This window comes from Pseudomonas sp. NyZ480, from assembly GCF_029537255.1.
In the GTDB taxonomy this organism is placed as follows: domain Bacteria; phylum Pseudomonadota; class Gammaproteobacteria; order Pseudomonadales; family Pseudomonadaceae; genus Aquipseudomonas; species Aquipseudomonas taiwanensis.
In genome coordinates this window covers 3432982-3458122 of sequence record NZ_CP120626.1, presented here as the reverse complement: position 1 = coordinate 3458122, position 25141 = coordinate 3432982, and the positions used below count along the sequence as shown (strand labels likewise).

General features: G+C 61.9%; 22 protein-coding genes. 7 read left to right on the top strand and 15 right to left on the bottom strand.

The window, feature by feature from the left end; translation table 11 throughout:
• Positions 1-4: 4 nt before the first annotated feature.
• The 10 genes from nuoH to P3R38_RS15865 all read right to left on the bottom strand — a co-directional run bounded on the left by nuoH (position 5) and on the right by P3R38_RS15865 (position 12617).
• A complete protein-coding gene (gene nuoH, locus P3R38_RS15910) occupies positions 5-1012 on the bottom strand; it encodes an NADH-quinone oxidoreductase subunit NuoH (protein ID WP_023381225.1) in 1008 nt (335 codons plus the stop codon).
• On the bottom strand, positions 1009-3723 hold the full coding sequence (gene nuoG / locus P3R38_RS15905; RefSeq protein ID WP_277686408.1) for an NADH-quinone oxidoreductase subunit NuoG: 2715 nt from the start codon (positions 3721-3723) through the stop codon (positions 1009-1011). Before nuoG ends, nuoH begins: the two co-directional genes overlap by 4 nt.
• A gap of 130 nt (positions 3724-3853) precedes the next feature.
• Positions 3854-5218 carry an NADH-quinone oxidoreductase subunit NuoF gene (gene nuoF, locus P3R38_RS15900; protein WP_023381223.1) on the bottom strand — a complete coding sequence of 455 codons (1365 nt, stop codon included), beginning with the start codon at positions 5216-5218 and terminating at the stop codon, positions 3854-3856.
• The gene (gene nuoE, locus P3R38_RS15895) at positions 5215-5712 is read right to left on the bottom strand and encodes an NADH-quinone oxidoreductase subunit NuoE (RefSeq protein WP_003251433.1); all 498 of its coding nucleotides are present in this window, start codon (positions 5710-5712) and stop codon (positions 5215-5217) included. The genes nuoF and nuoE overlap by 4 nt, the downstream gene beginning before the upstream one ends.
• A gap of 2 nt (positions 5713-5714) precedes the next feature.
• A complete protein-coding gene (nuoC, locus tag P3R38_RS15890; RefSeq protein WP_023381222.1) occupies positions 5715-7496 on the bottom strand; it encodes an NADH-quinone oxidoreductase subunit C/D in 1782 nt (593 codons plus the stop codon).
• Positions 7497-7575: 79 nt separating this feature from the next.
• Positions 7576-8253 (bottom strand): NADH-quinone oxidoreductase subunit B, encoded by a 678-nt coding sequence (locus P3R38_RS15885; RefSeq protein ID WP_023381221.1) that lies wholly within the window; start codon positions 8251-8253, stop codon positions 7576-7578.
• A 10-nt stretch (positions 8254-8263) separates the two neighbouring features.
• Positions 8264-8677, bottom strand: coding sequence for an NADH-quinone oxidoreductase subunit A (locus P3R38_RS15880; protein ID WP_011534614.1), 414 nt, complete (start codon positions 8675-8677; stop codon positions 8264-8266).
• 393 nt (positions 8678-9070) lie between these two features.
• Positions 9071-9724, bottom strand: a complete 654-nt coding sequence (locus P3R38_RS15875; RefSeq protein WP_277686407.1) for a lysoplasmalogenase — start codon at positions 9722-9724, stop codon at positions 9071-9073.
• A gap of 307 nt (positions 9725-10031) precedes the next feature.
• Positions 10032-11357, bottom strand: coding sequence for an isocitrate lyase (gene aceA, locus P3R38_RS15870; RefSeq protein ID WP_023381219.1), 1326 nt, complete (start codon positions 11355-11357; stop codon positions 10032-10034).
• Between the two features lie 495 nt (positions 11358-11852).
• Positions 11853-12617 (bottom strand): secretin N-terminal domain-containing protein, encoded by a 765-nt coding sequence (locus P3R38_RS15865; protein WP_238346386.1) that lies wholly within the window; start codon positions 12615-12617, stop codon positions 11853-11855.
• A gap of 135 nt (positions 12618-12752) precedes the next feature.
• Between P3R38_RS15865 and P3R38_RS15860 the strand changes: the two genes are divergently transcribed.
• A complete protein-coding gene (locus tag P3R38_RS15860; protein WP_023381217.1) occupies positions 12753-14195 on the top strand; it encodes a SulP family inorganic anion transporter in 1443 nt (480 codons plus the stop codon).
• 111 nt (positions 14196-14306) lie between these two features.
• Here the strand turns inward: P3R38_RS15860 and fusA are convergent, their stop codons facing one another.
• Together fusA and P3R38_RS15850 are read right to left on the bottom strand one after the other, a co-directional pair.
• Positions 14307-16421: an elongation factor G gene (gene fusA / locus P3R38_RS15855; RefSeq protein ID WP_023381216.1), complete on the bottom strand. Its 2115-nt coding sequence runs from the start codon at positions 16419-16421 to the stop codon at positions 14307-14309.
• 73 nt (positions 16422-16494) lie between these two features.
• A complete protein-coding gene (locus P3R38_RS15850; protein WP_023381215.1) occupies positions 16495-16920 on the bottom strand; it encodes a hypothetical protein in 426 nt (141 codons plus the stop codon).
• A gap of 207 nt (positions 16921-17127) precedes the next feature.
• Between P3R38_RS15850 and P3R38_RS15845 the strand changes: the two genes are divergently transcribed.
• Positions 17128-17430, top strand: a complete 303-nt coding sequence (locus P3R38_RS15845; protein ID WP_023381214.1) for a hypothetical protein — start codon at positions 17128-17130, stop codon at positions 17428-17430.
• A gap of 3 nt (positions 17431-17433) precedes the next feature.
• On the opposite strand, the gene P3R38_RS15840 is transcribed toward P3R38_RS15845, so the two are convergent.
• Positions 17434-18684 carry an aspartate aminotransferase family protein gene (locus P3R38_RS15840; RefSeq protein WP_027908163.1) on the bottom strand — a complete coding sequence of 417 codons (1251 nt, stop codon included), beginning with the start codon at positions 18682-18684 and terminating at the stop codon, positions 17434-17436.
• A 423-nt stretch (positions 18685-19107) separates the two neighbouring features.
• Between P3R38_RS15840 and P3R38_RS15835 the strand changes: the two genes are divergently transcribed.
• From P3R38_RS15835 to P3R38_RS15825, 3 genes are all read left to right on the top strand, one after another.
• On the top strand, positions 19108-20490 hold the full coding sequence (locus P3R38_RS15835) for an amino acid permease (RefSeq protein ID WP_104881495.1): 1383 nt from the start codon (positions 19108-19110) through the stop codon (positions 20488-20490).
• A gap of 107 nt (positions 20491-20597) precedes the next feature.
• Entirely contained in the window at positions 20598-21095 is a 498-nt protein-coding gene (locus tag P3R38_RS15830; protein WP_023381211.1) for a PaaI family thioesterase, read from the top strand.
• A gap of 73 nt (positions 21096-21168) precedes the next feature.
• Positions 21169-21864, top strand: coding sequence for a glutathione S-transferase N-terminal domain-containing protein (locus tag P3R38_RS15825; RefSeq protein ID WP_023381210.1), 696 nt, complete (start codon positions 21169-21171; stop codon positions 21862-21864).
• Positions 21865-21977: 113 nt separating this feature from the next.
• Here P3R38_RS15825 and P3R38_RS15820 read toward each other — a convergent pair whose 3' ends face one another.
• Positions 21978-23594: an inorganic phosphate transporter gene (locus tag P3R38_RS15820; RefSeq protein WP_104881496.1), complete on the bottom strand. Its 1617-nt coding sequence runs from the start codon at positions 23592-23594 to the stop codon at positions 21978-21980.
• 128 nt (positions 23595-23722) lie between these two features.
• Between P3R38_RS15820 and P3R38_RS15815 the strand changes: the two genes are divergently transcribed.
• Positions 23723-24109, top strand: coding sequence for a DUF488 family protein (locus tag P3R38_RS15815; protein ID WP_027908160.1), 387 nt, complete (start codon positions 23723-23725; stop codon positions 24107-24109).
• The gene (locus tag P3R38_RS15810; protein ID WP_023381207.1) at positions 24099-24530 is read left to right on the top strand and encodes a GNAT family N-acetyltransferase; all 432 of its coding nucleotides are present in this window, start codon (positions 24099-24101) and stop codon (positions 24528-24530) included. Before P3R38_RS15815 ends, P3R38_RS15810 begins: the two co-directional genes overlap by 11 nt.
• Before the next feature lie 103 nt (positions 24531-24633).
• Here the strand turns inward: P3R38_RS15810 and P3R38_RS15805 are convergent, their stop codons facing one another.
• Positions 24634-25017 carry a hypothetical protein gene (locus tag P3R38_RS15805; protein WP_277686405.1) on the bottom strand — a complete coding sequence of 128 codons (384 nt, stop codon included), beginning with the start codon at positions 25015-25017 and terminating at the stop codon, positions 24634-24636.
• Positions 25018-25141 lie beyond the last annotated feature (124 nt).

Genomic DNA, 25141 nt, shown 5'->3' with positions numbered 1-25141 from the left:
ATCCTCACTGGGCCGCGACGGCTGGCGTGTTGTAGAGCACGATCGCAGCGGTCACCAGCAAATTGATCAGGGTCAGCGGCAGGCAGAACTTCCAGCTGAAGTCCATCACCTGGTCATAGCGCGGGCGCGGAATCGAAGCGCGCAGCAGGATGAACAGCATGATGAAGAACGCGGTCTTCAGGGCGAACCACAGGAACGGAACCTGTGGCAGCAGGCCGAATGGGCCGTGCCAGCCGCCGAAGAACAGGGTCACCAGCAGTGCCGAGATCAGGATGATGCCGATGTACTCACCGACGAAGAACATGCCCCATTTCATGCCGGCATATTCGATGTGGTAGCCGTCGGCCAGTTCCTGTTCCGCTTCCGGCTGGTCGAACGGGTGACGGTGGGTCACGGCGACGCCAGCGATGAAGAAGGTGCAGAAGCCGAAGAACTGCGGAATGATGAACCACAGGTTCTGGGCCTGGTATTCAACGATGTCGCGCATGTTGAACGAACCTACCTGAACCACCACGCCCATCAGCGCCAGACCCAGGAACACTTCGTACGATACGGTCTGTGCCGACGCACGCAAGCTGCCCAGCAGGGCGTACTTGTTGTTCGACGACCAGCCGGCGAACAGTACGGCATACACCGAAAGCCCGGCCATGGCGAAGAAGAACAGCAGGCCGATGTTCAAGTCCGCCACGCCCCACAGCGGGGTGATCGGGATGACCACGAAGGCGATCAGCAGGGCACTCATGGCCACGACCGGCGCCAGGGTGAAGATCATGCGATCGACGAAGGGCGGGTTCCAGTCTTCCTTGAAGAACATCTTCAGCATGTCGGCGGCGATCTGGAACATGCCGAACGGGCCGACACGGTTAGGACCGTAACGGTCCTGCCACCAGCCCAGCAGGCGACGCTCGACGAAGCTGAGCAGCGCGCCGCAGACCACCACCGCGAGCAGGACCACGATGGCCCGGACCACGGTGAGGATCACATCGATCACTTCGGGGGTGAACCAGCTCATTGTGCTGCCTCCTGCAGACCTTCGACGGATGCACCGAAGATGGCAGGCGGGATGCCGGCCAGGCCTTTGGGCAGGGCAACCAGGCCAGCGCCCAGTTCTTCATTGATACGCAGCGGCAGGCGCAGCGAAACACCGGCAACGGTCAGGCTCAGCAGCGCGCCTTCGTTGACGCCCAGGCGATCGGCTTCGGACTTGGCCAGGGCCACGTAGGCAGCTGGGATACGCTCCTGCACCGGGGCGGCGCGCGACGAGCTTTCCTCGCTGCCGAACAGGTGGAAGAACGGTACTGCGGTCCAGGTACCACGGGCCGGATTGAAGGCGCCCGGAATGGTGGTGAACCAGTTGAGCTTGTCACCTTGCGGCTCGATCAGGCGTACGCCAGGGTCACCCGCGCGCAGGTGGCCACCGACCTCGTCCTGGAACTTGTTCCAGGCTTGCGGCGAGTTCCAGCCCGGCGACCAGGCGAACGGCACCTGTTGGCGCGGTTCGGCCGACCCCGAATAGCCTTCCATGGAGAAGGCGAACGCGGTGTCCTTGTCCTGCGGGGTACGTGGCTCATGCACGCTGATGTTGGCGCGCATGGCGGTACGGCCCGAGTAGCGCAGCGGCTCACGCGCCAGCTTCATGCCCTTGATGCGGAATGCGGCCGAAGGTGCGGCGTTGACGATGCCGGCCAATTGCGGCGCGGCTTCGGCGCAGGCGCTGGTGACGTGGTCCAGTTGGGTCCAGTCGACCGGCTTGTTCAGCAGGGTGGCACGCAGGGCGTGCATCCAGCGCCAGCCTTCGTGGATCTGGATGCTGCTGTCCAGGTACTGCGGGTCGAACACCTGGAAGAAACGCTGGGCACGGCCTTCCTGGCTGACCAGGGTGCCGTCGCCTTCGGCGAACGAGGCCGCTGGCAGTACCAGGTGGGCGCGGTCGACGGTGGCGGTCTTGGAGTGGTCGGCAACGATGACCACCTTGGCGGCGGCCAGGGCGGCATCGACCTTCGCGGCCGGTACGCGGGTGTACAGGTCGTTTTCCAGGACCACGATGGCATCGGCCTTGCCGCTGATGACGGCATCCAGGGCAGCGTCGACGGACTCACCGCCCATCATCGCCATGCCCAGGCTATTGGCCTCGGGCACCACCAGGCTCAGCGAGCCGTTCTTCTCGCGCAGCTTCAGGGCCTTGGCGATGTTGGCGGCGGCTTCGATCAGCGCCGGGTCGGCCAGCGAGGTACCCGCGACCACCAGTGGACGCTTGGCCGCGACCAGGGCGTCGGCGATGCGCTGGGCCAGGGCTTGTGCTTCCTGGTCCAGACCGGCGACGGCTGGTGCGCTCGGGTCGATGGCGTGGGCAACGGCGAAGCCGATGCGGGCCAGGTCGGCCGGGGCGGCATGCACGCACTCTTCGGCGACGTCGTCCAGCTTGGTTTCAGCCAGCGAAGCGATGAACAGCGGGTACAGCGCGTGCTGGCCGATGTTCTTCACCGCAGCATCCAGCCAAGGCTGCACTTTCATGGCCTCGGCCATGGCTTCGGCCTTGCCCTTGGTGGCCTGGCGAACGGCCAGGGCGACACGGGCGGCGGTCTGGGTCAGGTCTTCACCGAGCACGAACACTGCGTCGTGGTCTTCGATGTCGCGCAGGGTCGGCACTGGCAGCGGGCTGTTGTTCAGCACGTTCAGGGCCAGGTGTACGCGAGCCAGTTCACCCGCTTCCATACCCGAGTAGAAGTAGTCGGCGCCGACCAGCTCACGCAGCCCGTAGTTGCTTTCCAGGCTGGCGCGTGGCGAGCCGATGCCGACGATGGTACGGCCGCGCAGCAGGTCGGCGGCCTTGTCCAGGGCTGCGTCCAGGCTCAGCTTGGTGCCATCGGCCAGCAATGGCTGGCGGGGACGGTCCTTGCGGTTGACATAGCCGTAGCCGAAGCGGCCACGGTCGCACAGGAAGTACTGGTTGACGGAGCCGTTGAAGCGGTTCTCGACCCGACGCAGTTCGCCATAGCGCTCGCCCGGGCTGATGTTGCAGCCGCTGGAGCAACCGTGGCAGATGCTCGGGGCGAACTGCATGTCCCACTTGCGGTTGTAGCGCTCGGAGTGGGTCTTGTCGGTGAACACACCGGTCGGGCAGACCTCGGTCAGGTTGCCGGAGAACTCGCTTTCCAGCACGCCGTCTTCAACGCGACCGAAGTACACGTTGTCGTGGGCGCCGTACACGCCCAGGTCGGTGCCGCCTGCGTAGTCCTTGTAGTAGCGCACGCAGCGGTAGCAGGCGATGCAGCGGTTCATCTCGTGGGCGATGAACGGGCCGAGGTCCTGGTTCTGGTGGGTACGCTTGGTGAAACGGTAGCGGCGCTCGTTGTGGCCGGTCATTACCGTCATGTCCTGCAGGTGGCAGTGACCGCCTTCCTCGCACACCGGGCAGTCGTGCGGGTGGTTGGTCATCAGCCACTCGACGACGCTGGCGCGAAACGCCTTGGACTCTTCATCGTCGATGGAGATCCAGGTGCCGTCGGAGGCAGGGGTCATGCAGGACATGACGATACGACCACGGGTGTCGTTTTCGTCGGTGTACTGCTTGACCGCACATTGCCGGCAGGCGCCGACGCTACCGAGCGCCGGGTGCCAGCAGAAATAAGGGATGTCGAGGCCGAGCGACAGACAGGCCTGTAACAGGTTGTCTGCACCGTTGACTTCGAGCGCTTTGCCGTCTACGTGGATAGTGGCCATGGTTCAAAGTTCTTCGTTGGCCCGCGTGAGCAGGCGTGGCTAATGGAAATCGGTGGGCCCGCGGCTCGCGTCAGGACTGCGCGTGCCTGCAAGGCCAGCGGGTGGCACGGACCACCCGCGTTTCATCTTGTTATGCGCCGACCACAATCGGCTTCGCCAGGTTCGGGCGCAGGGCGTCGGCAGCGCTTGCTGGAGCGACACCGGCCTCGAATTCCGAGCGGAAGTATTTGATGGCACTGCCCAATGGCTCGACGGCACCCGGTGCGTGGGCACAGAAGGTGCGGCCCGGGCCGAGGAAGTTGACCAGCCCCAGCAGGGTCTCGATGTCTTCGGCGCGGCCCTGGCCTTTTTCCAGCGCGCGCAGCATCTTCACGCTCCACGGCAGGCCGTCACGGCAGGGGGTGCACCAGCCGCAGGACTCGCGGGCGAAGAACTCTTCCATGTTGCGCAGCAGCGAGACCATGTTGATGCTGTCGTCGACCGCCATGGCCAGACCGGTACCCATACGGGTGCCTACCTTGGCGATGCCGCCGGCGTACATCTGCGCATCGAGGTGCTCAGGCAGCAGGAAACCGGTACCGGCACCGCCTGGTTGCCAGCACTTGAGCTTGTAACCGTCGCGCATGCCCCCGGCGTAGTCCTCGAACAGCTCGCGGGCGGTGACGCCGAACGGCAGTTCCCACAGGCCGGGGTTCTTCACCTTGCCAGAGAAGCCCATCAGCTTGGTGCCGTGGTCTTCGCTGCCTTCACGGGCCAGCGACTTGTACCAGTCGTTGCCGTTGGCGACGATCGCCGGAACGTTGCACAGGGTCTCGACGTTGTTCACGCAAGTCGGCTTGCCCCACACGCCAACGGCGGCAGGGAAGGGCGGCTTGGAGCGCGGGTTGGCGCGGCGGCCTTCCAGCGAGTTGATCAGTGCGGTTTCTTCACCGCAGATGTAGCGACCGGCACCGGTGTGCACGAACAGCTCGAAGTCGAAGCCCGAACCGAGGATGTTCTTGCCCAGCAGGCCGGCGGCCTTGGCTTCCTCGATGGCGCGGTTGAGGTTCTTCGCCGCGGTGGTGTACTCGCCACGCAGGAAGATGTAGCCGCGGTAGGCCTTCAGGGCGCGGGCGCTGATCAGCATGCCCTCGACCAGCAGATGGGGCTGTTGCTCCATCAGCATGCGGTCCTTCCAGGTGTTGGGCTCCATTTCGTCCGCGTTGCACAGCAGGTAGCGGATGTTCATGGATTCGTCTTTGGGCATCAGGCCCCACTTCACGCCAGTGGGGAAGCCTGCGCCGCCCCGGCCCTTGAGGCCGGAGTCCTTGACACTTTGCACGATGTCGTCGGCGGACATTTCTGCCAGCGCTTTGCGGGCAGCGGCATAGCCGTTCTTGGCCTGGTACTCGTCCAGCCAGATCGGCTCGCCGTCGTCACGCAGACGCCAGGTCAGCGGGTGGGTTTCGGCCGAACGTGCGATACGGTTGGCCGGGCCGAAGGAAGTAATGGTCATACGTAACCCTCCAGCAGTTTGGAAACGCCAGCCGGCTGAACGTCGCCGAAGGTGTCGTCGTCGATCATCAGCGCCGGGGCCTTGTCGCAATTGCCCAGGCAGCACACGGGCAGCAGGGTGAAGCGGCCGTCGGCGGTGGTCTGGCCCAGGCCGATGCCCAGCTCGCTCTGGATCTGGCTGACCACCGACTCATGACCGCCGATGTAGCAGACCATGCTGTCGCAGACGCGGATGATGTGGCGGCCGACCGGTTGGCGGAAGATCTGGCTGTAGAAGGTGGCTACACCTTCCACGTCGCTGGCCGGGATGCCCAGCACTTCGCCGATCGCGTGGATGGCACCGTCCGGCACCCAGCCACGTTCCTTCTGGACGATCTTCAGGGCTTCGATGGACGCCGCGCGCGGGTCCTCGTAGTGATGCATCTCGTGCTCGATGGCCGAGCGCTCGGTTTCGCTCAGGGCGAAACGGTCAGTCTGGATAAGCGTGCTGTTCATGCTTAGCGGTCCACGTCAGCCATAACGAAGTCGATACTGCCCAGGTACGCAATGAGGTCGGCGACCATGCTGCCTTTGATCACCGAAGGGATCTGCTGCAGGTGCGGATAGCTCGGGGTACGGATCCGGGTGCGGTAGCTCATGGTGCCGCCATCGCTCGTCAGGTAGTAACTGTTGATGCCCTTGGTCGCCTCGATCATCTGGAACGACTCGTTGGCCGGCATGACCGGGCCCCACGAGACTTGCAGGAAGTGAGTGATCAGGGTCTCGATGTGCTGCAGGGTGCGCTCTTTCGGTGGCGGCGTGGTCAGCGGATGATCCGCCTTGTACGGGCCTTCCGGCATGTTGCGCAGGCACTGGTCGATGATGCGGATACTCTGGCGCATCTCCTCGACACGGACCATGCAGCGATCGTAGGCATCGCCGTTGTGGGCCAGCGGTACTTCGAACTCGAAGTTCTCGTAGCCGGAGTAGGGGCGGGCTTTGCGCAGGTCGAAGTTGCAACCGGTGGCACGCAGGCCGGCACCGGTCGTGCCCCACTCCAAAGCTTCCTTGGTGTTATAGGCGGCAACGCCGATGGTACGACCACGCAGGATGCTGTTCTGGAGGGCGGCCTTCTCGTATTCGTCCAGGCGCTTGGGCAGCCATTCGACGAAGTCCTTGACCAGTTTGTCCCAGCCGCGCGGCAGGTCGTGGGCGACGCCACCGATACGGTACCAGGCCGGGTGCAGACGGAAGCCGGTGATTGCCTCGATCACGGTGTAGGCGCGTTGACGGTCGGTGAAGGTGAAGAACACCGGGGTCATGGCGCCGACGTCCTGGATGTACGTACCCAGGAACAGCAGGTGGCTGGTGATACGGAAGAATTCGGCCAGCATCACGCGGATGGTGTCGACTTTCTGTGGCACCTTGATGCCAGCCAGCTTCTCTACCGCCAGTACGTACGGCAGGTTGTTCATCACCCCGCCGAGGTAGTCGATACGGTCGGTATAGGGGATGAAGCTGTGCCAGGACTGGCGCTCGGCCATCTTCTCGGCGCCACGGTGGTGGTAGCCGATGTCCGGTACGCAGTCGACGATTTCTTCGCCGTCCAGTTGCAGGACGATACGGAAGGCACCGTGTGCCGAAGGGTGGTTCGGGCCGAGGTTGAGGAACATGTAGTCCTCATTGGCGCCGTGACGCTTCATGCCCCACGCTTCCGGGTTGAAGCGTGCCGATTCCTCTTCAAGCTGTTGCTTGGCCAGGTTCAGGCTGTACGGGTCAAATTCGGTGGCACGGGCCGGGAAGTCCTTGCGCAGCGGGTGACCTTCCCAGGTCGGCGGCATGAGGATACGCGACAGGTGCGGGTGGCCGGCAAAGTCGATGCCGAACATGTCCCAGACTTCGCGCTCGTACCAGTTGGCGTTGGGCCAGATGCTGGTGACCGACGGCAGGTTGAGGTCGCCTTCGCTGAGCGAGACCTTGATCATCACGTCGCTGTTACGTTCCACCGACAGCAGGTGGTAGAACACGCTGAAGTCGGCGGCCGGCAGGCCACGGCGCTGGGTGCGCAGGCGCTCGTCGACGCCGTGCAGGTCGTACAGCATGCTGTACGGCTTGGCGACGTTGCGCAGGAAGGTCAGGACTTCTTTGAGTTGGGCACGGTTCACCCACAGGACCGGCATGCCGGTGCGGGTTTCCTGGGCGACGAATGCGTCGGCGCCAAAACGGTTGTGCAGTTCGACGACCACATCCTGGTCGTCAGCCTTGTAAGGCGGAATGTAAATAGCGGTGTCCGCTGTCATGGTCTCGGTCGCTTTGAGTCAACGTAGAGAATGAAGCCAGGCCGCCGGCTCCTTCGGGAGCGGGCGGCAGGTCGCTGGATCAGACTTCGTCGGGGCTGCGCAGGTTGGTTACCGCGATACGCTGTTCGCGACGCAGGTCTTTCTGGGCGGGCATCTCGGCACGGTAAATGCCTTGATCACCAACGACCCAGGAAAGTGGGCGTCGCTCCTGGCCGATCGACTCCTGCAGCAGCATCAAGCCTTGCAGGAATGCTTCGGGGCGCGGCGGGCAGCCAGGCACGTACACGTCAACGGGGAGGAACTTGTCGACCCCCTGAACGACCGAGTAGATGTCGTACATGCCACCGGAGTTGGCGCACGAACCCATGGAGATGACCCACTTGGGCTCGAGCATCTGCTCGTACAGGCGTTGGATGATCGGCGCCATCTTGATGAAGCAGGTACCGGCGACGACCATGAAGTCGGCCTGACGCGGCGAGGCCCGGATGACTTCGGCGCCGAAGCGGGCGATGTCATGGGGTGCCGTGAAGGCCGTGGTCATTTCCACGTAGCAGCAGGACAGGCCGAAGTTGTACGGCCAGAGGGAGTTCTTGCGACCCCAGTTGACCGCGCCACGCAGCACATCTTCAAGCTTGCCCATGAAGATGTTCTTGTGGACCTGGTCCTCTAGCAGTTGATCGGTGACGGTTTCCCGTTCACCGACCGGGTACTGCTCGTTGGGCGCATCCGGATCGATTCTGGTGAGATTGTATTGCATTGCCAAAGCCTCATTGTTTCAGCTTCGCTTGCCGCTTGCGGCGACCTTCGGGAGCCCAATCAAGTGCCCCGACGCGCCATAGGTAGACAAGACCAGCCAACAGAATTGCTATGAAAACGAGTGCTTCGACGAATCCGGTCCAGCCGCTTTCGCGGACGGACACAGACCATGCATACAGGAATAGGGCTTCGATATCGAAGATCACGAACAGCATCGCGACCAGATAGAATTTGGCGGACAGGCGCAGACGGGCGCTGCCGACGGGCAGCATACCGGATTCGAAGGGTTCGTTCTTGGCGCGACCCCAGGCCTTGCTACCGAGCAGGCTGGACAGGCCGAGCATGAAGGCACACAGGCCGACGACACCCAGAAGGAAGATGGCAAAGCCCCAGTTGTGGGCGATGAGTCCTGCCGAATCGGACATGCTAGAAATCCTTATACACAGAGACCCAGCTCTGCAGTCTGAAATTAAGTAGAGCGGCGACTTGGCGTCGCAGGTGCAGTGACCAAATGTCGCAGCTGAATCAATCGGGCTGATTTTATGGGTAAACCCGATGCAAGTAAAATTTCTGTGGCAAATTTATTCGTAGGATTAAGAACAACAAGCGTTCGTAACTGGCTGAAAGCCTTGAAATTCGGGCATTGCATGCGGTTTTGTTAATTATGTTTCTTGCGGCTGGTAACGAATCACAAACTTCGAAATGATAATTGATATCATTTGAACTGTTGCCCTGTAATTTGGCTGTTCTGCGCCTGGTAAAGTTCATTGGGCGATTCCCTCTACTTGCAAATGCGAAAAACGCTTGTTCTAGCAGCTTCAAGCGCCGCTTGCACCGCTCTGGATCAATACTTTGTCGGTTGGGCGATGGCCTACAGATGAGGCGATCGCCCATTGGCCGAGCCAGTAGGTGAGGATGATCAGGTACGGTGCGGCGGCAGACGGGCTAACGAAGCGGTCGATGCCGATCAGGCTGTCGGAGAACACGAACAGGCCAGCACCGAGCGCGGCCAGGCCACCGCAGGCCAGGGCGCGCCAGAGCATGGTGCTGATGGCCAGGGCGTAGAACGCAACCGGGATCAGCAGCGAGCCCAGGCCGTGGTTGGCGAGCACGCCGAACAGGGTGATGCCGGTGAGGGCGCTGAACAGGAGAGTGGCTAGGGCGGGGCGCAAGGTTTGGCCGCAATAGGCGCGTAGGTAGGCCAGGTGGGCACAAAGAAATGCGACCAGGCCGAACACGAACAGGTCGGCGGGAATGGCCAGCAGGATGTCTCCGAGTATCGAGAATGCCAGGCCCAAGGTGATTCGGCGGCGATAAGGTGTGGCAGGGGCGCTACGTAGCCAGGCGATCAGGGTCAGCACGGGTATCGGTTTGGCCAGCAGGGCGAGCAGGGTGTTGTCGCTGGCCAGTGCATATATATAGAGGGCGGCGGCGATCAGGGCGAGCATCATCAGGTGGCTTGGACGAGGCATGAGCGGTCCTTGCGGCTGGGCTGCCTCAAGCATAGACCTGTTTTTGGGGTTTGTGGGTGATGCTTGTGGGGTGTTTGGGGTGTGGGACATGGGTGTGGCGAACGGGAGGCAGCGCCTGTGAGATCGAGCGCCGCCCGCGCGGCGCATCGCGAGCAAGGCTCGCTCCTACGTTTGTTTACGGCCAATAACGCCTGTGACAGGCGCGCGACCGATCTACGCAACACCGCAAAAACCAAGGCCGGTGCAGGCAAAAACAAAAGCCCGGGGCTTTCACAAGCCCCGGGCTTTATTCAGCGGCAACCCACTATCAGTGGAACTGCTCTTCCTCGGTCGAACCGGTCAGTGCAGTCACCGACGAAGCGCCACCCTGAATCACGGTGGTCATGTCGTCGAAGTAGCCAGTGCCCACTTCCTGCTGGTGCGCGACGAAGGTGTAGCCTTTGCTGGCGTCGGCGAATTCCTGCTCCTGCAGCTTCACGTAGGCCGTCATGTCGTTGCGGGCGTAGTCGTGCGCCAGGTTGAACATGCCATGCCACATGTTGTGGATACCGGCCAGGGTGATGAACTGGTGCTTGTAGCCCATGGCCGACAGTTCGCGCTGGAACTTGGCGATGGTCGCGTCGTCCAGGTTCTTCTTCCAGTTGAAGGAAGGCGAGCAGTTGTACGACAGGATCTGGTCCGGGTACTCCTTCTTGATCGCTTCGGCGAAGCGGCGCGCTTCTTCCAGGTCTGGCTTGGCGGTTTCGCACCAGATCAGGTCGGCGTAAGGCGCATAGGCCAGGCCGCGAGCGATGGCTTGGTCGAGGCCGGCACGGACCTTGTAGAAGCCTTCACGGGTGCGCTCGCCGATCACGAACGGCTGGTCGTACGGGTCGCAGTCGCTGGTCAACAGGTCAGCGGCGTTGGCGTCGGTACGGGCCAGGATGATGGTCGGTACGCCCGAAACGTCGGCGGCCAGACGTGCGGCAACCAGCTTCTGTACGGCTTCCTGGGTTGGTACCAGTACCTTGCCACCCATGTGACCGCACTTCTTCACCGAGGCCAGCTGGTCTTCGAAGTGAACGCCGGCAGCGCCTGCCTCGATCATGTTCTTCATCAGCTCGTAGGCGTTCAGTACGCCGCCGAAACCGGCTTCGGCGTCAGCTACGATGGGTGCGAAGTAGTCGATGTAGCCGTCGTCGCCTGGGTTCTTGCCGGCTTTCCACTGGATCTGGTCGGCGCGACGGAAGGCGTTGTTGATGCGCTTGACCACGGTCGGTACCGAGTCGACCGGGTACAGCGATTGGTCAGGGTACATCGACTCGGCCGAGTTGTTGTCGGCGGCTACTTGCCAGCCGGACAGGTAAATGGCCTGGATGCCTGCTTTTACCTGTTGCACTGCCTGGCCGCCGGTCAGGGCGCCCATGCAGTTGACGAAATCTTTTTCTGGGCGGAAAGAGGGGTGAGCACCTTCGGTGACCAGCTTCCACAGTTTTTCTGCACCCAGGCGGGCCAGGGTGTGCTCCGGTTGCAGGGAGCCACGCAGGCGAACGACATCAGCGGCGGTGTAGGTACGGGTCACGCCTTTCCAGCGCGGGTTCTCGGCCCAGTCTTTCTCGAGGGCTGCAATTTGCTGTTCGCGTGTCAGTGCCATGGAAATAAACCTCGTCGCATCGATCTTGGGGTAATTGTGCTGATGCTCGGGCAGCGATCAGAAGCCTGGCGGCGGTCCTGCTCGGCGGGGATTGCGCGGCTGACGAGGAAGGCTCGAAGAGGAAGGGGGCTGCAGCGTGGGCAAGGTGCGGCGGGCAGGTTGGCTCGTGGATGCCTTGCTGCGGTGCGACATGGCTTGCCGGGTGACTGCGGTGATGCGCTTCCGTCCCTCGGGACAACTTCTTCGTTGCAGTCGCAATCCCGTCGAACCGCCTTGTGGGCCGTATGGACACGAAGCGCCTCCAGGGGTGGGAGGAGCGCGCTTCGAAGACCCTTGCCAGGGCCTCTGATTAGCGGGAGCGAGGCCATCATGCCCTTGGGAAAAAGTGCCTGTCAAATGTTTTGTAGTGCTTTTTTCCACTTACTACATCTTTGGTCTAATGCGACTTGCTGGTCAGTTTCAAGGCCTTTGGTCGAGGCCTTGATTTGCCTGGGATCAGTCCAGAAGGTCGACTTTGACACGCAAAGTCATGTTTTCGCCGCGCTGGGTGCTGTAAGTGAGGGTTGACGGGTTGCGTTCGGACTGGCTGTCCTGGTTGAAGCCCGCCAGTGTGATCCACTCTCCGAGCTTGCCAGTGACTGTCGTGTCGGTGCTTTGAACTTTCACTACATCGGCGCGTTCCTGGCTGATGCGGTCATTATTGGTGCTGATTTGCAGACGAACCGTGTCGCCGCTCACGCTTGGCGTCACGTAGAAACCTTGGGTGACGTTGCGGTATTCAGTGTTGCTCTGGAAGCCGCCGTAACCATCGGTGCTGGTGCTGGTCACCGGTATGCTCTGGCCGATCTGGATCAGCGCGGCCTTGCCTTCGCTGGCCTGGATCTGCTGCATGCCACCCTCACGGTTGGCGGTGCCGTACTGGATGATTCGGGCGTTGCCATGGTTGTCCTGGAAGTTGTGGTCGGTGTTGTCGACGCTGATCAGTAGGCGCTTGGGCGCTGTGTCCAGCTGCTGCAGCAGCGAGCGCAGGTCGTCGATACGCTCGGGGCTGGCGTTGACGATCAGCTTGTTCTCGAAGGCGCTGACCGTGCCGTCCCTGCCGAGAAAGGACTGGGCAGTGGGCAGGAGTTCGGCACTGCTGCGATGCTGCAGCGGCAGCACTTCGGTGGCGGCCTGGGTGGTGAAGCTTGCGGCCATCAGCAAGGAGGTAATGAGGGGGCGTAGCGGCATGTCCATGATCTCCGCGGGTGGAATGTTCATGATGGCAAATTTGTTCGCGTTGTGCCGGGTCTGGGTCACAGGTTCTGCGTGGTGGTGGCTGCTGTAGGACAAATTCCGTAACATCGCGCTCCTTGTGTTTTGCATCGCCCTCAAGGGCACCGCCGTAGGATTGCCATGAAGCCCGCTCGACTCCGCGCCGACATACTCGCCGGCCTGACCACCTCTTTTGCCCTGGTGCCCGAGTGCATCGCCTTTGCCCTGGTGGCCCACCTCAATCCGCTGATGGGGCTGTACGGTGCTTTCATCATCTGCACCCTGACGGCGCTGTTCGGTGGCCGTCCTGGCATGATTTCCGGCGCAGCGGGTTCGATGGCCGTGGTGATCGTCGCCCTGGTGGTACAGCATGGTGTGCAATACCTGCTGGCCACCGTGCTGCTCGGTGGGGTGGTGATGATCCTGTTCGGCGCGCTGCGTCTGGGCAAGCTGGTACGCCTGGTGCCCTATCCGGTAATGCTGGGCTTCGTGAACGGTCTGGCGATCGTCATCGCCCTGGCGCAGCTCGAGCACTTCAAGCAGGGCGAACATTGGCTCGCTGGCGCACCGCTGTACCTGATGATCGGCCTGGTGGCGCTGACCATGCTGGTGGTTTACGTCTTGCCCAGGTTGACCCGCGCCGTGCCGCCGGCGCTGGTTGCGATTCTCGGTGTCGGCTTGCTGGTGTACCTGCTCGATCTTCCCACCCGCACCCTCGGCGACATGGCGCACATTGCAGGTGGCCTGCCGCAGTTGGCCCTGCCAGATGTACCGTGGAACCTGGACACCCTGGAGATCGTCGCCCCCTATGCCGTGCTGATGGCCATGGTTGGCCTGCTGGAAACCCTGCTGACGCTGAACCTCACCGACGAAATCACCGAGAGCCGTGGTTTCCCGGATCGGGAGTGCGTGGCCCTGGGCGCGGCCAACATGGTTTCCGGGTTGTGCGGTGGCATGGGCGGTTGCGCGATGATCGGGCAGACGGTGATCAATTTGAGTTCCAACGGCCGTGGCCGACTGTCCGGCGTCGTGGCGGGTGGCATGATCCTGTTGTTCGTGCTGTTCCTGTCGCCTCTGATCGAACGGATTCCGCTGGCGGCGCTGGTCGGGGTGATGTTCGTGGTGGCCCAGCAGACCTTCGCCTGGGCATCGTTGCGGGTGCTGAACAAGGTGCCGGTGAGCGATGTCCTGGCGATCATTGCGGTGACGGTGGTCACTGTGCTCACGGACCTGGCCATGGCAGTGTTGTTCGGCATCGTGATCGCGGCAGTCAATTTCGCCTGGCAACATGCGCGGGAGCTGTATGCCGACAGCCATGACGACGGAGAGGGCGGCAAGCGCTATCAGGTGCACGGCACGTTGTTCTTCGCCTCCACCACGCCGTTCCTCAACCAGTTCGACCCGGCCAATGACCCGGCCAAGGTGACCCTGGACTGCCAGCACCTGAGCTTCGTCGACTACTCGGCGGTCGCAGCGTTGAAGACCTTGCGCGAGCGCTATGCCAAGGCGGGCAAGCAACTGCGGGTGGTGCATCTTTCCGAGCGTTGCAAGAAACTGCTGAAACGGGCTGGGGAGCAGGACTGACGGCCCAACCCGTGAGAGCGGCCTGGCGCCGCCAAAGGGCCGCAACGCGGCCCCTGGGTTGGAGCAACGACACACGAATTGCCTGGGCTGCCCCGGCAATGAGACGGCGGCTCAGGAGTCCCCGCGGCTCTTCTTCACTATGCCATCGGCAATACTCGCCGGTGCCTCGGCATATCGGGTGAACTCCATCGAAAAACTGGCCCGCCCCTGGGTCATCGAGCGCATCGAGGTGGCATAGCCGAACATCTCGCCCAAAGGCACTTCCGCCCGTATGACCTTGCCCGCAGGGGTCTCGTCGCCGTCCTGGATCATTCCACGGCGCCGGCTCAAGTCACCCAGAATGTCGCCCTGGTACTCCTCGGGCGTAACCACCTCGACCTTCATCACCGGCTCCAGCAGTACCGCGCCGCCTTTGTGCGACAACTGCTTGGTAGCCATGGACGCGGCGATCTTGTAGGCCATCTCGTTGGAGTCGACGTCGTGGTATGAGCCGTCGAATACCGCAGCCTTGAGGTTGATCAGCGGGTATCCGGCCAGTACACCGTTCTTCATCTGCTCCTCGATGCCTTTCTGGATGGCAGGGATGTATTCACGGGGTACCACGCCGCCAACGATTTCATTGACGAACTCGAGGCCTTCCTTGCCCTCTTCGCCTGGGGCAAAGCGGATCCAGCAATGGCCGTACTGGCCACGCCCACCGGACTGGCGCACGAAGCGGCCTTCGATCTCGCAGGTATTGCGGATTTTCTCGCGGTAAGCCACCTGCGGCTTGCCGATGTTGGCTTCGACGTTGAACTCGCGGCGCATGCGGTCCACGATGATGTCCAGGTGCAGCTCGCCCATGCCGGAAATGATGGTCTGGCCGGTTTCTTCGTCGGTTTTGACCCGGAACGAAGGGTCTTCCTGGGCCAGTTTGCCGAGGGCGATGCCCATCTTTTCCTGGTCGGCCTTGGTCTTGGGCTCGACGGCCACGGAAATCACCGGGTCTGGGAAGTCCATGCGTTCAAGGATGATCGGCTTGTCCATGTCGCACAGGGTGTCGCCGGTGGTGACGTCCTTCATACCGATCAGTGCCGCGATATCACCGGCGCAGACGTCCTTGATCTCGGCGCGTTGGTTGGCGTGCATCTGCACCATGCGGCCGATCCTTTCTTTCTTGCCTTTGACCGAGTTGAGCACTGCATTGCCTGAACTGAGCACGCCGGAATATACCCGGGCGAAGGTCAGGGTGCCGACGAAGGGGTCGGTGGCAATCTTGAAGGCCAGGGCCGAGAACGGTTCGTTGTCATCGGCATGGCGTTCCAGGTGCTTCTCCTCATCGTTCGGATCGGTGCCCTTGATCGCCGGGATTTCCGAGGGGGCGGGCAGGTAGTCGATGACCGCATCGAGCATCAGCGGTACCCCCTTGTTCTTGAACGATGAACCCAGGATGGTCGGGACGATCTCGTTGTTCAGCGTGCGCTTGCGCAGGCCGGCCTTGATTTCTTCGGTGGTCAGCTCTTCGCCTTCGAGAAACTTCATGGTCAGCTCGTCATCCGCCTCGGCCGCCGCTTCGACCATGCGTGCCCGCCACTCGTTGGCCAAGGGCAGGAGTTCTGACGGAATCTCCTCTTCGCGATAGCTGGTGCCTTGGTCGGCTTCGTTCCAGTAGATGGCCTTCATTTTCACCAGGTCGACCTGGCCGATGAAGTTTTCCTCAGCACCGATGGCCAGCTGAATGGGTACCGGGTGGTGGCCCAGGCGCTGGTCGATCTGCTTGACCACGCGCAGGAAGTCGGCGCCCTGTCGGTCCATCTTGTTGATGTAGGCCAGGCGTGGGACATGGTACTTGTTGGCCTGGCGCCACACCGTCTCGGACTGTGGCTCGACGCCGTCGGCGCCGCTGAATACCACGACCGCGCCATCGAGCACGCGCAGCGAGCGCTCGACTTCGATGGTGAAGTCGACGTGGCCGGGGGTGTCGATGATATTGAAGCGGTACTTGTGGGCGAACTGCTTGGTCGACCCCTGCCAGAAGGCGGTGGTGGCAGCCGAGGTAATGGTGATGCCGCGCTCTTGTTCCTGGGCCATCCAGTCCATGGTGGCGGCGCCGTCATGCACCTCGCCCATCTTGTGGTTGACCCCGGTGTAGAACAGGATGCGTTCGGTGGTGGTGGTCTTGCCGGCATCCACGTGGGCGACGATGCCGATGTTGCGGTACAGCTCGATGGGCGTTGTACGGGCCATGACGGTCTACCTGCGGATGGGCGGATTCTCCCAAGGTAGCAGACCGGAAGAATCCTGCTTTACCGCCGGGCCATCAATCGGCCTGGGCTTGCAGCATCCACTGGCCGTCGACTTCCCGGGCCAGGCCGCTGGCAGGCAGCAGGGCCAGCAGGCGGGCGTGCAGGCTGGGCTCGGTGAAGGTCTTGAGCGTGGTCAGATCCAGCACGCCGATGGGGGGCAGGTCGGCCTTGGTGTAGGACAGCCAGGCTTTCTTCAGCACTTGAAGCACGTCACTGCCAGCGGTACTGGCGAAGCGGCGATGCAGTTGGCGGCCTTCGAGGGTGAACGTGTGCTGGTGGCTATAGGTGCTTGGGTCGTTGCCCTCGGAGCAGCGATGGCAGCGGCACGAGCCCTCGCCGAAAGCATTGCGCAGGTAGCTGTTGAAGTCCACGACGGGCTTGAGGGTCAGGCGTTTGTCGACCTCGAACAGGTCGGCGATCAGGGGGTGTTCGGCGCTCACGCTAAATCCTCGGGTGGTGGGGCATGTATCGGCGGGCACCCTAACAGATCGGGGCCTTCAGATCACCTGTTGCAGGTCTGGCCTAGTCGCTGGCAAGCGGTTCCCGCCTGGACCGCAGATCGTGCTGAAGTCGGGCAGTAGAGACAACCGGTAACGGCTACCGTACTCTACGCGCCTGCCTACATCCATCAATCGAGGTAACCCCGTTTGAGCAACAAGTACCCGTACATCGCCACCATCACTGTCAGCGCCGAAGATCGTGGCGGTGACGTCGAGGCGTCGGAAAACCCCAACATGCGTGTCGGTCTCGAAGCCGTGACCGAAGTGCTGAAGAAGGTGCATTTCGTCGGTACGCTCGCGGCCCCGGAAAAATCGGCCACGCATATCTGCGTGACCCTGGAGAATGGCCTGACCTACTATGGCCCTATCGTCAACGGCCATGCCGAGCTCGAAGGCGGCTGGATCGCCTTCGAGTCGGACATGCTGACCCCCGCTGAACTGGGCTTGTAAGCCTCAGGCCAACTCGGCCAGGCACTGCTCGAGGATATCCAGTCCTTCCTCGAGCACTTCGGCCTCGATGGTCAATGGTGCCAGCAAGCGAATGATGTGCCGCGCCTTGCCGCTGGGCATCAGCAGCAGGCCTTTGGCCCGGGCTGCTTCGATCACTTTGGCCAGCCGGGTTGGCGCAGGGTTGCCGTCGGAATCGACGCATTCGATCCCGCGCATGGCGCCCACGCCGGTCAGGCGGCCGATGCACCCACCCAGACCTGCCGCCTTCCACTTCTCGAATCGACGAACGATGGCCTGTTCCTGACGCTCGCCCCAGGTGGCGATGTTCTCGTCGGTCATCTGCGCCAGGCTGGCCAGGGCCGCCGCACAGGCAATCGGGTTGCCCGAGTAGGTGCCGCCCAGGCCACCTTTGGGTAAGGCCGCCATCAGGTCCTGCCGTCCGACCACCGCGCCCAGCGGCATGCCGCCGGCGATGCTCTTGGCCAGCAGCAGCAGGTCTGGCTCCATCCCTAGTCGCGGGAAGGCAAAGCGCTGGCCGGTGCGACCGAAGCCTGACTGAATTTCGTCGATGATGATCAAGATCCCCCGTTCGTCGCAGAAGCGCCGCAAGGCCTGGGCGAATCCGGGGTCGAGGGCGAGGAAGCCGCCTTCACCCTGAACCGGCTCGAAAATGAATGCAGCCACGTCTTCGACCGCCAGTTCGACACTGAACAGGCGGTCCATGGCCTTGAGTGCCTGCTCGCAGGTCACGCCGGTGTCGACGCTGGGGTAGGGCAGGTGATAAACCGGGCCGGGCAGCTCACCGACCCGTTGCTTGTAAGGGGCGACCTTGCCGTTGAGGTTAAGGGTTGCCAGGGTGCGACCGTGGAAGCCGCCGTCGAAGGCGATGATGGCGCGCTTGCCTGTGGCACCGCGGGCGACCTTGAGGGCGTTCTCCGCCGCTTCCGCGCCACTGTTGGTGAGCATGCCGGCCAATGGGTAGCTGACGGGTACGAACTGGCTCAGGCGCTCCATCAGCGCCAGGTACGGCCCATGGGGGGCGGCGTTGAAGGCATAGTGGGTCAGGCGCGCGGCCTGCGCTTGAATCGCCTCGACCACGGCCGGGTTGCAGTGGCCCAGGTTGAGTACGCCGATACCGCCGACGAAGTCGATATAACGTTTGCCGTCCGTGTCCCAAACTTCCGCATTGCGGCCATGGGAAAGTGTGATCGGATGAACGATGGCAATGGACTGGCTGATACTTTCCTGAGGCATGGGCACGCAAACCTTTGTTCAATTTTCCCCCTATCCAAGCGTGCAAAGGTGTGAGACCGCAAACGAATTATTGGATTGCGATCATTCCATGGATTCGTGAACTGGCGGATTCGCTAGCCTCTTTAGGGCAACGGTGAAATGGATCGTGCTGTCTGCCGTTTGGGCGCTGTGGACTGGTACCGAGCAGAAACCTCAGAAGTTCATTCTCAAATGGAATCATGTGTTTCGAAAAGGTCGTTTGTTGACCCACGCCGATGGATTGATACTGGCCTGGAACAACGTTGACAACCGGTCGTGCGAAGAGGAGGGAAATATCCGCTACCGGCGCCTTCACAACAACAAGAACGAGCACTACGGACTTACCAGAATTCTGCTCCAACTTTCAGCCGCCCTTGCGGCGGCCAACCCATTCGAGGGTTCTCCATGGCTTCGCTACACAACAAGAAACAGCGTTCCTTGCAGCACGGCCTGACCTCACGTCAGGTGTCCATGATCTCCATTGCCGGCATCATCGGCGCAGGCCTGTTCATCGGTTCCTCCAATGCCATCGCCACCGCTGGCCCGGCGATTCTCATTTCTTATGCCATGACTGGCCTGCTGGTGCTGCTGGTGATGCGCATGCTGGGTGAAATGGCCATCGCCAATCCTAACAGCGGCTCGTTTTCCACCTATGCTGGCGAGGCCATCGGCCCTTGGGCGGGCTTCACCATCGGCTGGTTGTACTGGTGGTTCTGGGTGCTGATCATCCCGGTCGAGGCAATTGCCGGCGCGGATATTCTCCATGCCTATTTCCCGGGCGTGCCGTCATGGCTGTTCGCGTTCCTGATCATGGTCGTGCTGTCGGGCACCAACCTGATCAGCGTGAAGAACTTCGGCGCCTTCGAGTACTGGTTCGCGCTGGTCAAGGTGCTTGCCATCATCGCCTTCATCGTGGTGTGCAGCCTCGCCGTATTCGGCGTCTGGCCGCTGGCCGAGGTGTCTGGTGTCAGCCGCTTGTGGGACAACGGTGGCTTCATGCCCAACGGTTTCGGCACTGTGCTCGGTGGCGTGCTGATCACCATCTTCTCGTTCTTCGGTGCCGAGATCGTCACCATTGCAGCTGACGAGACGGCCAACCCGAAAGACAAGATCCGACGCGCCACCAACTTGGTGGTTTACCGCATCGCAATCTTCTACCTGGCGTCGATCTTCCTGGTGGTATCGCTGGTCGCCTGGAACGATCCGGGCCTGAAGGCAGTGGGTTCGTTCCAGCGGGCGCTGGAGGTACTCAACGTGCCGGGCGCCAAGCTACTGGTCGACGTAGTGGTACTGGTGGCCGTGACCAGCTGCATGAACTCTGGCCTCTACACCGCGTCACGGATGCTGTATTCCCTGGGGGCCCGTGGCCAGGCGCTTGGCATCACCAAGCGTGTCTCCGGCTCGGGTGTTCCAACCGTTGCGGTCATTCTCTCGACCCTGGCTGGCTTTGCGGGTTGCTTCGTCAACTATGTATTCCCCGGCAAGGTGTTCGGCTTCCTGTTATCCACCACGGGCGCCATCGCCTTGCTGGTGTACCTGGTGATCGCCGTCTCGCAGTTGCGCATGCGTGCCCGTGCCGAGCGCGAAGGCCGTCCGCTGGAACTGAAGATGTGGCTGTTCCCATGGCTGACCTGGCTGGTGATCGGCACCATCGTCATGGTCCTGGGCTACATGCTGCTCAGTGATGCCTACCGTTACGAGACGCTGATGACTGCCGGGGTGACGCTGTTCATCCTGCTGGTGTCGCTGACCCAGCGTCGGGGCAAGGTAGTCGCTCAGACGGCGTGATCCTCCAGGGGGCGCGGTGCGCCCCCGTTTTGCGATTGGCGCTGACAGATTCGAGCGTTACCATCGAGGCAGGCATTTCTTCCCATTCCAACAAGCACAGGAAGCGCATGAACGACCAGACCCTTTCCCTTCAAGCCCTGGCCGCGCCGGACGGCACCTGCTATGGCTGCGGTTGCGCCCACCCCAGCGGTCTGCACGTGCAAAGCCATTGGGACGCCGATGGCATTCATCTGTCGTGCCGGCACACACCTGACAGCACGTTCAGCGGCTGGCCCGGCCTAGTCTACGGTGGCCTGTTGGCCATGCTGGTCGACTGCCATTCCAACTGGACCGCCATGGCCTATCACTACCGTGCCGAAGGTCGCGAGCCGGGCAGCTTGCCGCGCATCGACTGCGTCACCGGCACGCTCAACCTCACCTACCTCAAGCCGACCCCGATGGGCGTGGAGTTATTGCTCAAGGCGCGTGTAGAGGGCGAGGTGGGACGCAAGAGCCGCGTGATCTGTGAAGTCTGGGCTGGCGATGTGCTGACAGTGACCGCTGATTCGGTGTTCGTACGAGTCGATACCGACAAGCTCAAGCTCAAGGCCCACGGACAGGCTTGAAGGCCACGGGATGATGGTCAGCCGACCGCGATGCCTCTAGAGTGGCAGGACCATTCCCCAGGCAAGGTTGACCATGACCGATCTGAGCGCATTCCCGATCACTCAAAAGTGGCCCGCGAAACACCCTGAGCGGCTGCAACTGTATTCGTTGCCCACCCCCAACGGCGTCAAGGTGTCGATCATGCTGGAAGAGATCGGGCTGCCGTACGAGGTGCACAAGGTCAACTTCGACAGCAACGACCAGCTCACTCCCGAGTTCGTTTCCCTGAGCGCCAACAACAAGATCCCAGCGATTCTCGACCCGAACGGTCCGGGCGGCCAGCCGCTGCCGCTGTTCGAATCGGGGGCGATCCTGCAGTACCTGGCGGAAAAGTCCGGCCAGTTGCTCAGCGACGACCCGGCCCGCCGCTACCAGACCCTGCAATGGCTGATGTTCCAGATGGGCGGCATTGGTCCGATGTTCGGCCAGGTGGGCTTCTTCCACTTCTTCGCGGGCAAGGAATACGAAGACAAGCGCCCTCGCGACCGCTACGTCAACGAATCGAAGCGCCTGCTCGGCGTGCTCGACCGACACCTGGAAGGGCGGCAGTGGATGGTGGATGAGTACAGCATTGCCGATATCGCCATCTTCCCCTGGGTGCGCAACCTGGTGGAGCGCTACAACGCCCGGGAGCTTGTGGGGTTCGATGAGTTCAAGGAAGTGCAGCGTGCGCTGGCTCGGTTCCTCGAACGCCCAGCGGTGCAGCGTGGGCTGAAAATTCCGGGTTGAAGTATTTGAATGGACGGGTAACGGCGTCGTCTTGACTGTACCGGCGTCATCGCCGGCAAGCCGCCGCCTACAGGATCTGCGCTGTCCGTGTGGGAGGGGCCAGTGCCCCGGATTCAGAACACGTGGCTCAGAATCCAGTACAGGCACCCCGCCAGCAACATGGCCGCCGGCAGTGTCAGCACCCAGGCCATCAGCAGGTTGATCAGGGTGCGTTTCTGAATGCCCGAGCCGTTGGCCACCATGGTCCCGGCTACCCCTGAACTGAGCACATGGGTGGTGGATACCGGTAGCCCGAACATGTCCGCAGCACCGATGGTGCACATTGCCACCACCTCGGCCGAAGCGCCCTGGGCGTAGCTGAGGTGGGTCTTGCCGATCTTCTCGCCCACCGTCACCACGATCCGCCGCCAGCCCACCATGGTGCCCAATCCCAGCGCGATGGCCACGGCCACCTTGACCCACAGCGGGATGTAACGCGTGGCATCGTCCAATTGGCCTTTGAACATCTGTACCTGGCTGCGGGTGGCAGCATCGAAGGTGGCCAGGCGGTGCTTGTCGAGCAGGCGAATGGCTTCGCTGGTCAGGTACATGTCGTTGCGCACGTTGGCCATGGCCTCGGCTGGCACGCGCTTGAGCGACCCATAGCCTTTGACTTGCTCGCCGATCATACCGGTGAGTGCTGCCAGGGCGGGCACCAGTTGCGGGTTGGTCCTGGGCTCGGCAATGAACGCAGTCAGCACCCGGCGCGGATCGGCCGGCGCTGGCTGCGGGTCGCTGCGTACCAGCGCCTGGCGCGTCACTTCAGCGACAGCGGAGAACTGCAAGGCCTGCTCGTTCGGCATGGTCTTGTTCAGGGCGTACGCCATGGGCAATGTGCCGACCAGAATCAGCATGATCAGCCCCATGCCTTTCTGACCATCATTGGAACCATGGGCGAAGGACACGCCGGTGCAGGTCAGGATCAACACGCTACGGATCCACCAGGGCGGTGGGGTCTGGCCTTCCGGTGCCTGGTACAGCGCCCGGCGCTTGACCAGTGCGCGCAAGGCCAGCAGGAGCAATGCCGCGCAGGCGAAACCGACCAGCGGGGAAAAGAGCAGGGCATAACCGACCTTGCTGGCTTGGCTCCAGTCGATACCACTGGTGCCATCGCGGCCATGCATCAGGGCGTTGGCTACGCCCACGCCGATGATCGAGCCGATCAGCGTATGTGACGATGAGGCCGGCAGGCCCAGCCACCAGGTGCCAAGGTTCCAGATGATCGCCGCCAGCAAAAGGGCGAACACCATGGCGAAGCCAGCCGAAGATCCGACCTGTAGTATCAGCTCCACCGGTAGCAAGGCAATGATGCCGAAGGCCACCGCGCCACTGGAAAGCAGCACCCCCAGGAAGTTGCACAGCCCAGACCACACCACTGCCACTGGCGCAGGTAAAGAGTGGGTGTAGATCACGGTGGCTACAGCATTGGCGGTGTCATGGAAACCGTTGACGAACTCGAAGCCTAGAGCGATCAGCAAAGCCAGGCCCAGCAGCAGAAAGGGGGTGACAGTGGTGATGACCGTACCGCTGGCGGTGACGTCCTGTCTCAGGCTCCAGGCGGTATAGGCGATGCCCGCCAATAGCAGGCCAAAGAACAAGGTCAGGGTGGCGCGCCCAGGCTTGTGGGATAATTGCGGGCGGGCGTCGCGCTGGGCCAGGTGCGTCTGGGTGGCCAGTGACGGGGTTGCCATGGGGGCTCCGGTTGGCGTTGGGCGAAGTTGCCGAGGCCCCTGAGCATAGAAACAATTCGGGACGCTAGACTGATCTTTGTCAAAGAACTCGCTAGGCCAGGGACGAACGGTCAGCGCAGGAGAAACCCATGATTCACTGCAAGCGTGTCTACGATGCGGCGCAGGCAAGCGATGGCCAACGTGTGCTGGTCGACCGCCTGTGGCCGCGCAACAAACGCAAGGATGACCTGCAGGGAACCTGGTTGCGCGAGGTCGCGCCTTCCGTCGAGCTGCGCCAGGCATTCCATCGGGGTGAGCTGGATTTTGCCGTTTTTAGCCAGCGCTACCGGCAAGAGCTGGCGGCGCATCCCGAGCATTGGTACCCCCTGCTGGACCTGGCGGCCAAGGGGGACCTGACCCTGCTCTATGCCGGCAAGGACACGCGCCACAACAACGCACGGGTGTTGGCGCAATGGCTGGAGGATGAACTGGACCGACATGGGCCGGCAAGCTCGCCGGTGTGCTATGGCCATTGAACTGAAAGCCGCGACCGACGCCGATCGTACGTTCGCGCGCGATCTGACGCGGCGGGCGATGTTGCCGTACTACCGCGAGTTCGACTTGCTGTGGATCGAGGAAGCGTTCGACCAGGCGTGGGCCTGGCGCGAGCAATGGCTAGTGGTGGAGGGGGATACCGTACTGGGGTTCTGTAGCCTGAGCCAGGACCGGCAGGCGCTGTTCATTCGCGAACTGCACCTGTCGCCAGAACATCGCGGCCGGGGCGTGGGGAGTTGTGTGCTGGAGCAACTGGCCGACTGGGCGTCGCTGCGGCATTTGCCATTGTTGAGGTTGATGGTATTCAGGAGTAACCCGGCGCGATACTTATACTTGCGCCATGGCTTTCTAAAAGTCGGGGAGGCGGATTGTTTTTGGCAACTGCAGCGAGAAATAGACTAACGTAGCGGGTTCGCAGAAGCGCCGGCTACGTCAGTGAAAGCGAGAGCGCTGATAGGTTATGAGACGAAGGCCTCCAAGGTTGATTGGAAGGCGTCTTGGTGTATCAGTCAGTTACTCGGAGTGTTGTCTTAAATCGACCGGTGACCGTTTCTTTCTTATCGTCTTCTAGCGGATAGCTCACGTCGATCCTCCCCCATACCTCTTGACCCACTCGTTGAGTAATGTGTACCTCGCCTTGAGTGGCTATGATTCGGCCATTTGGTGGGTAAAGGGTTACATCTAGTTGATCTGGGACTACCCAGTTGCCTTTGGTAAAGCTTGCGGTCCTCGTCTCGATAGCGACCACATAATTGCCTGAGGCTAAAGAGAAGGTGCCTTTGATCAAGGTGCTGTGGGAATCGAGTTTGTCTGTTTCATATTTTAAGCCCGTGCTTTTGAATTCGATAACAAATCGGTTTTCGATCCATTGTGTCTCAGTATTGCTCATTGTTAAGTCCTCGATTTTTGAGTGAGGCTTAAATGTAGCGAAAGAAGTATCCAAGGGGTACTGGTAAAATGATAGGGCGCGCTCTTATATGCCGTGTGACCTTTTCATGTGGGCGAGTTTGAAG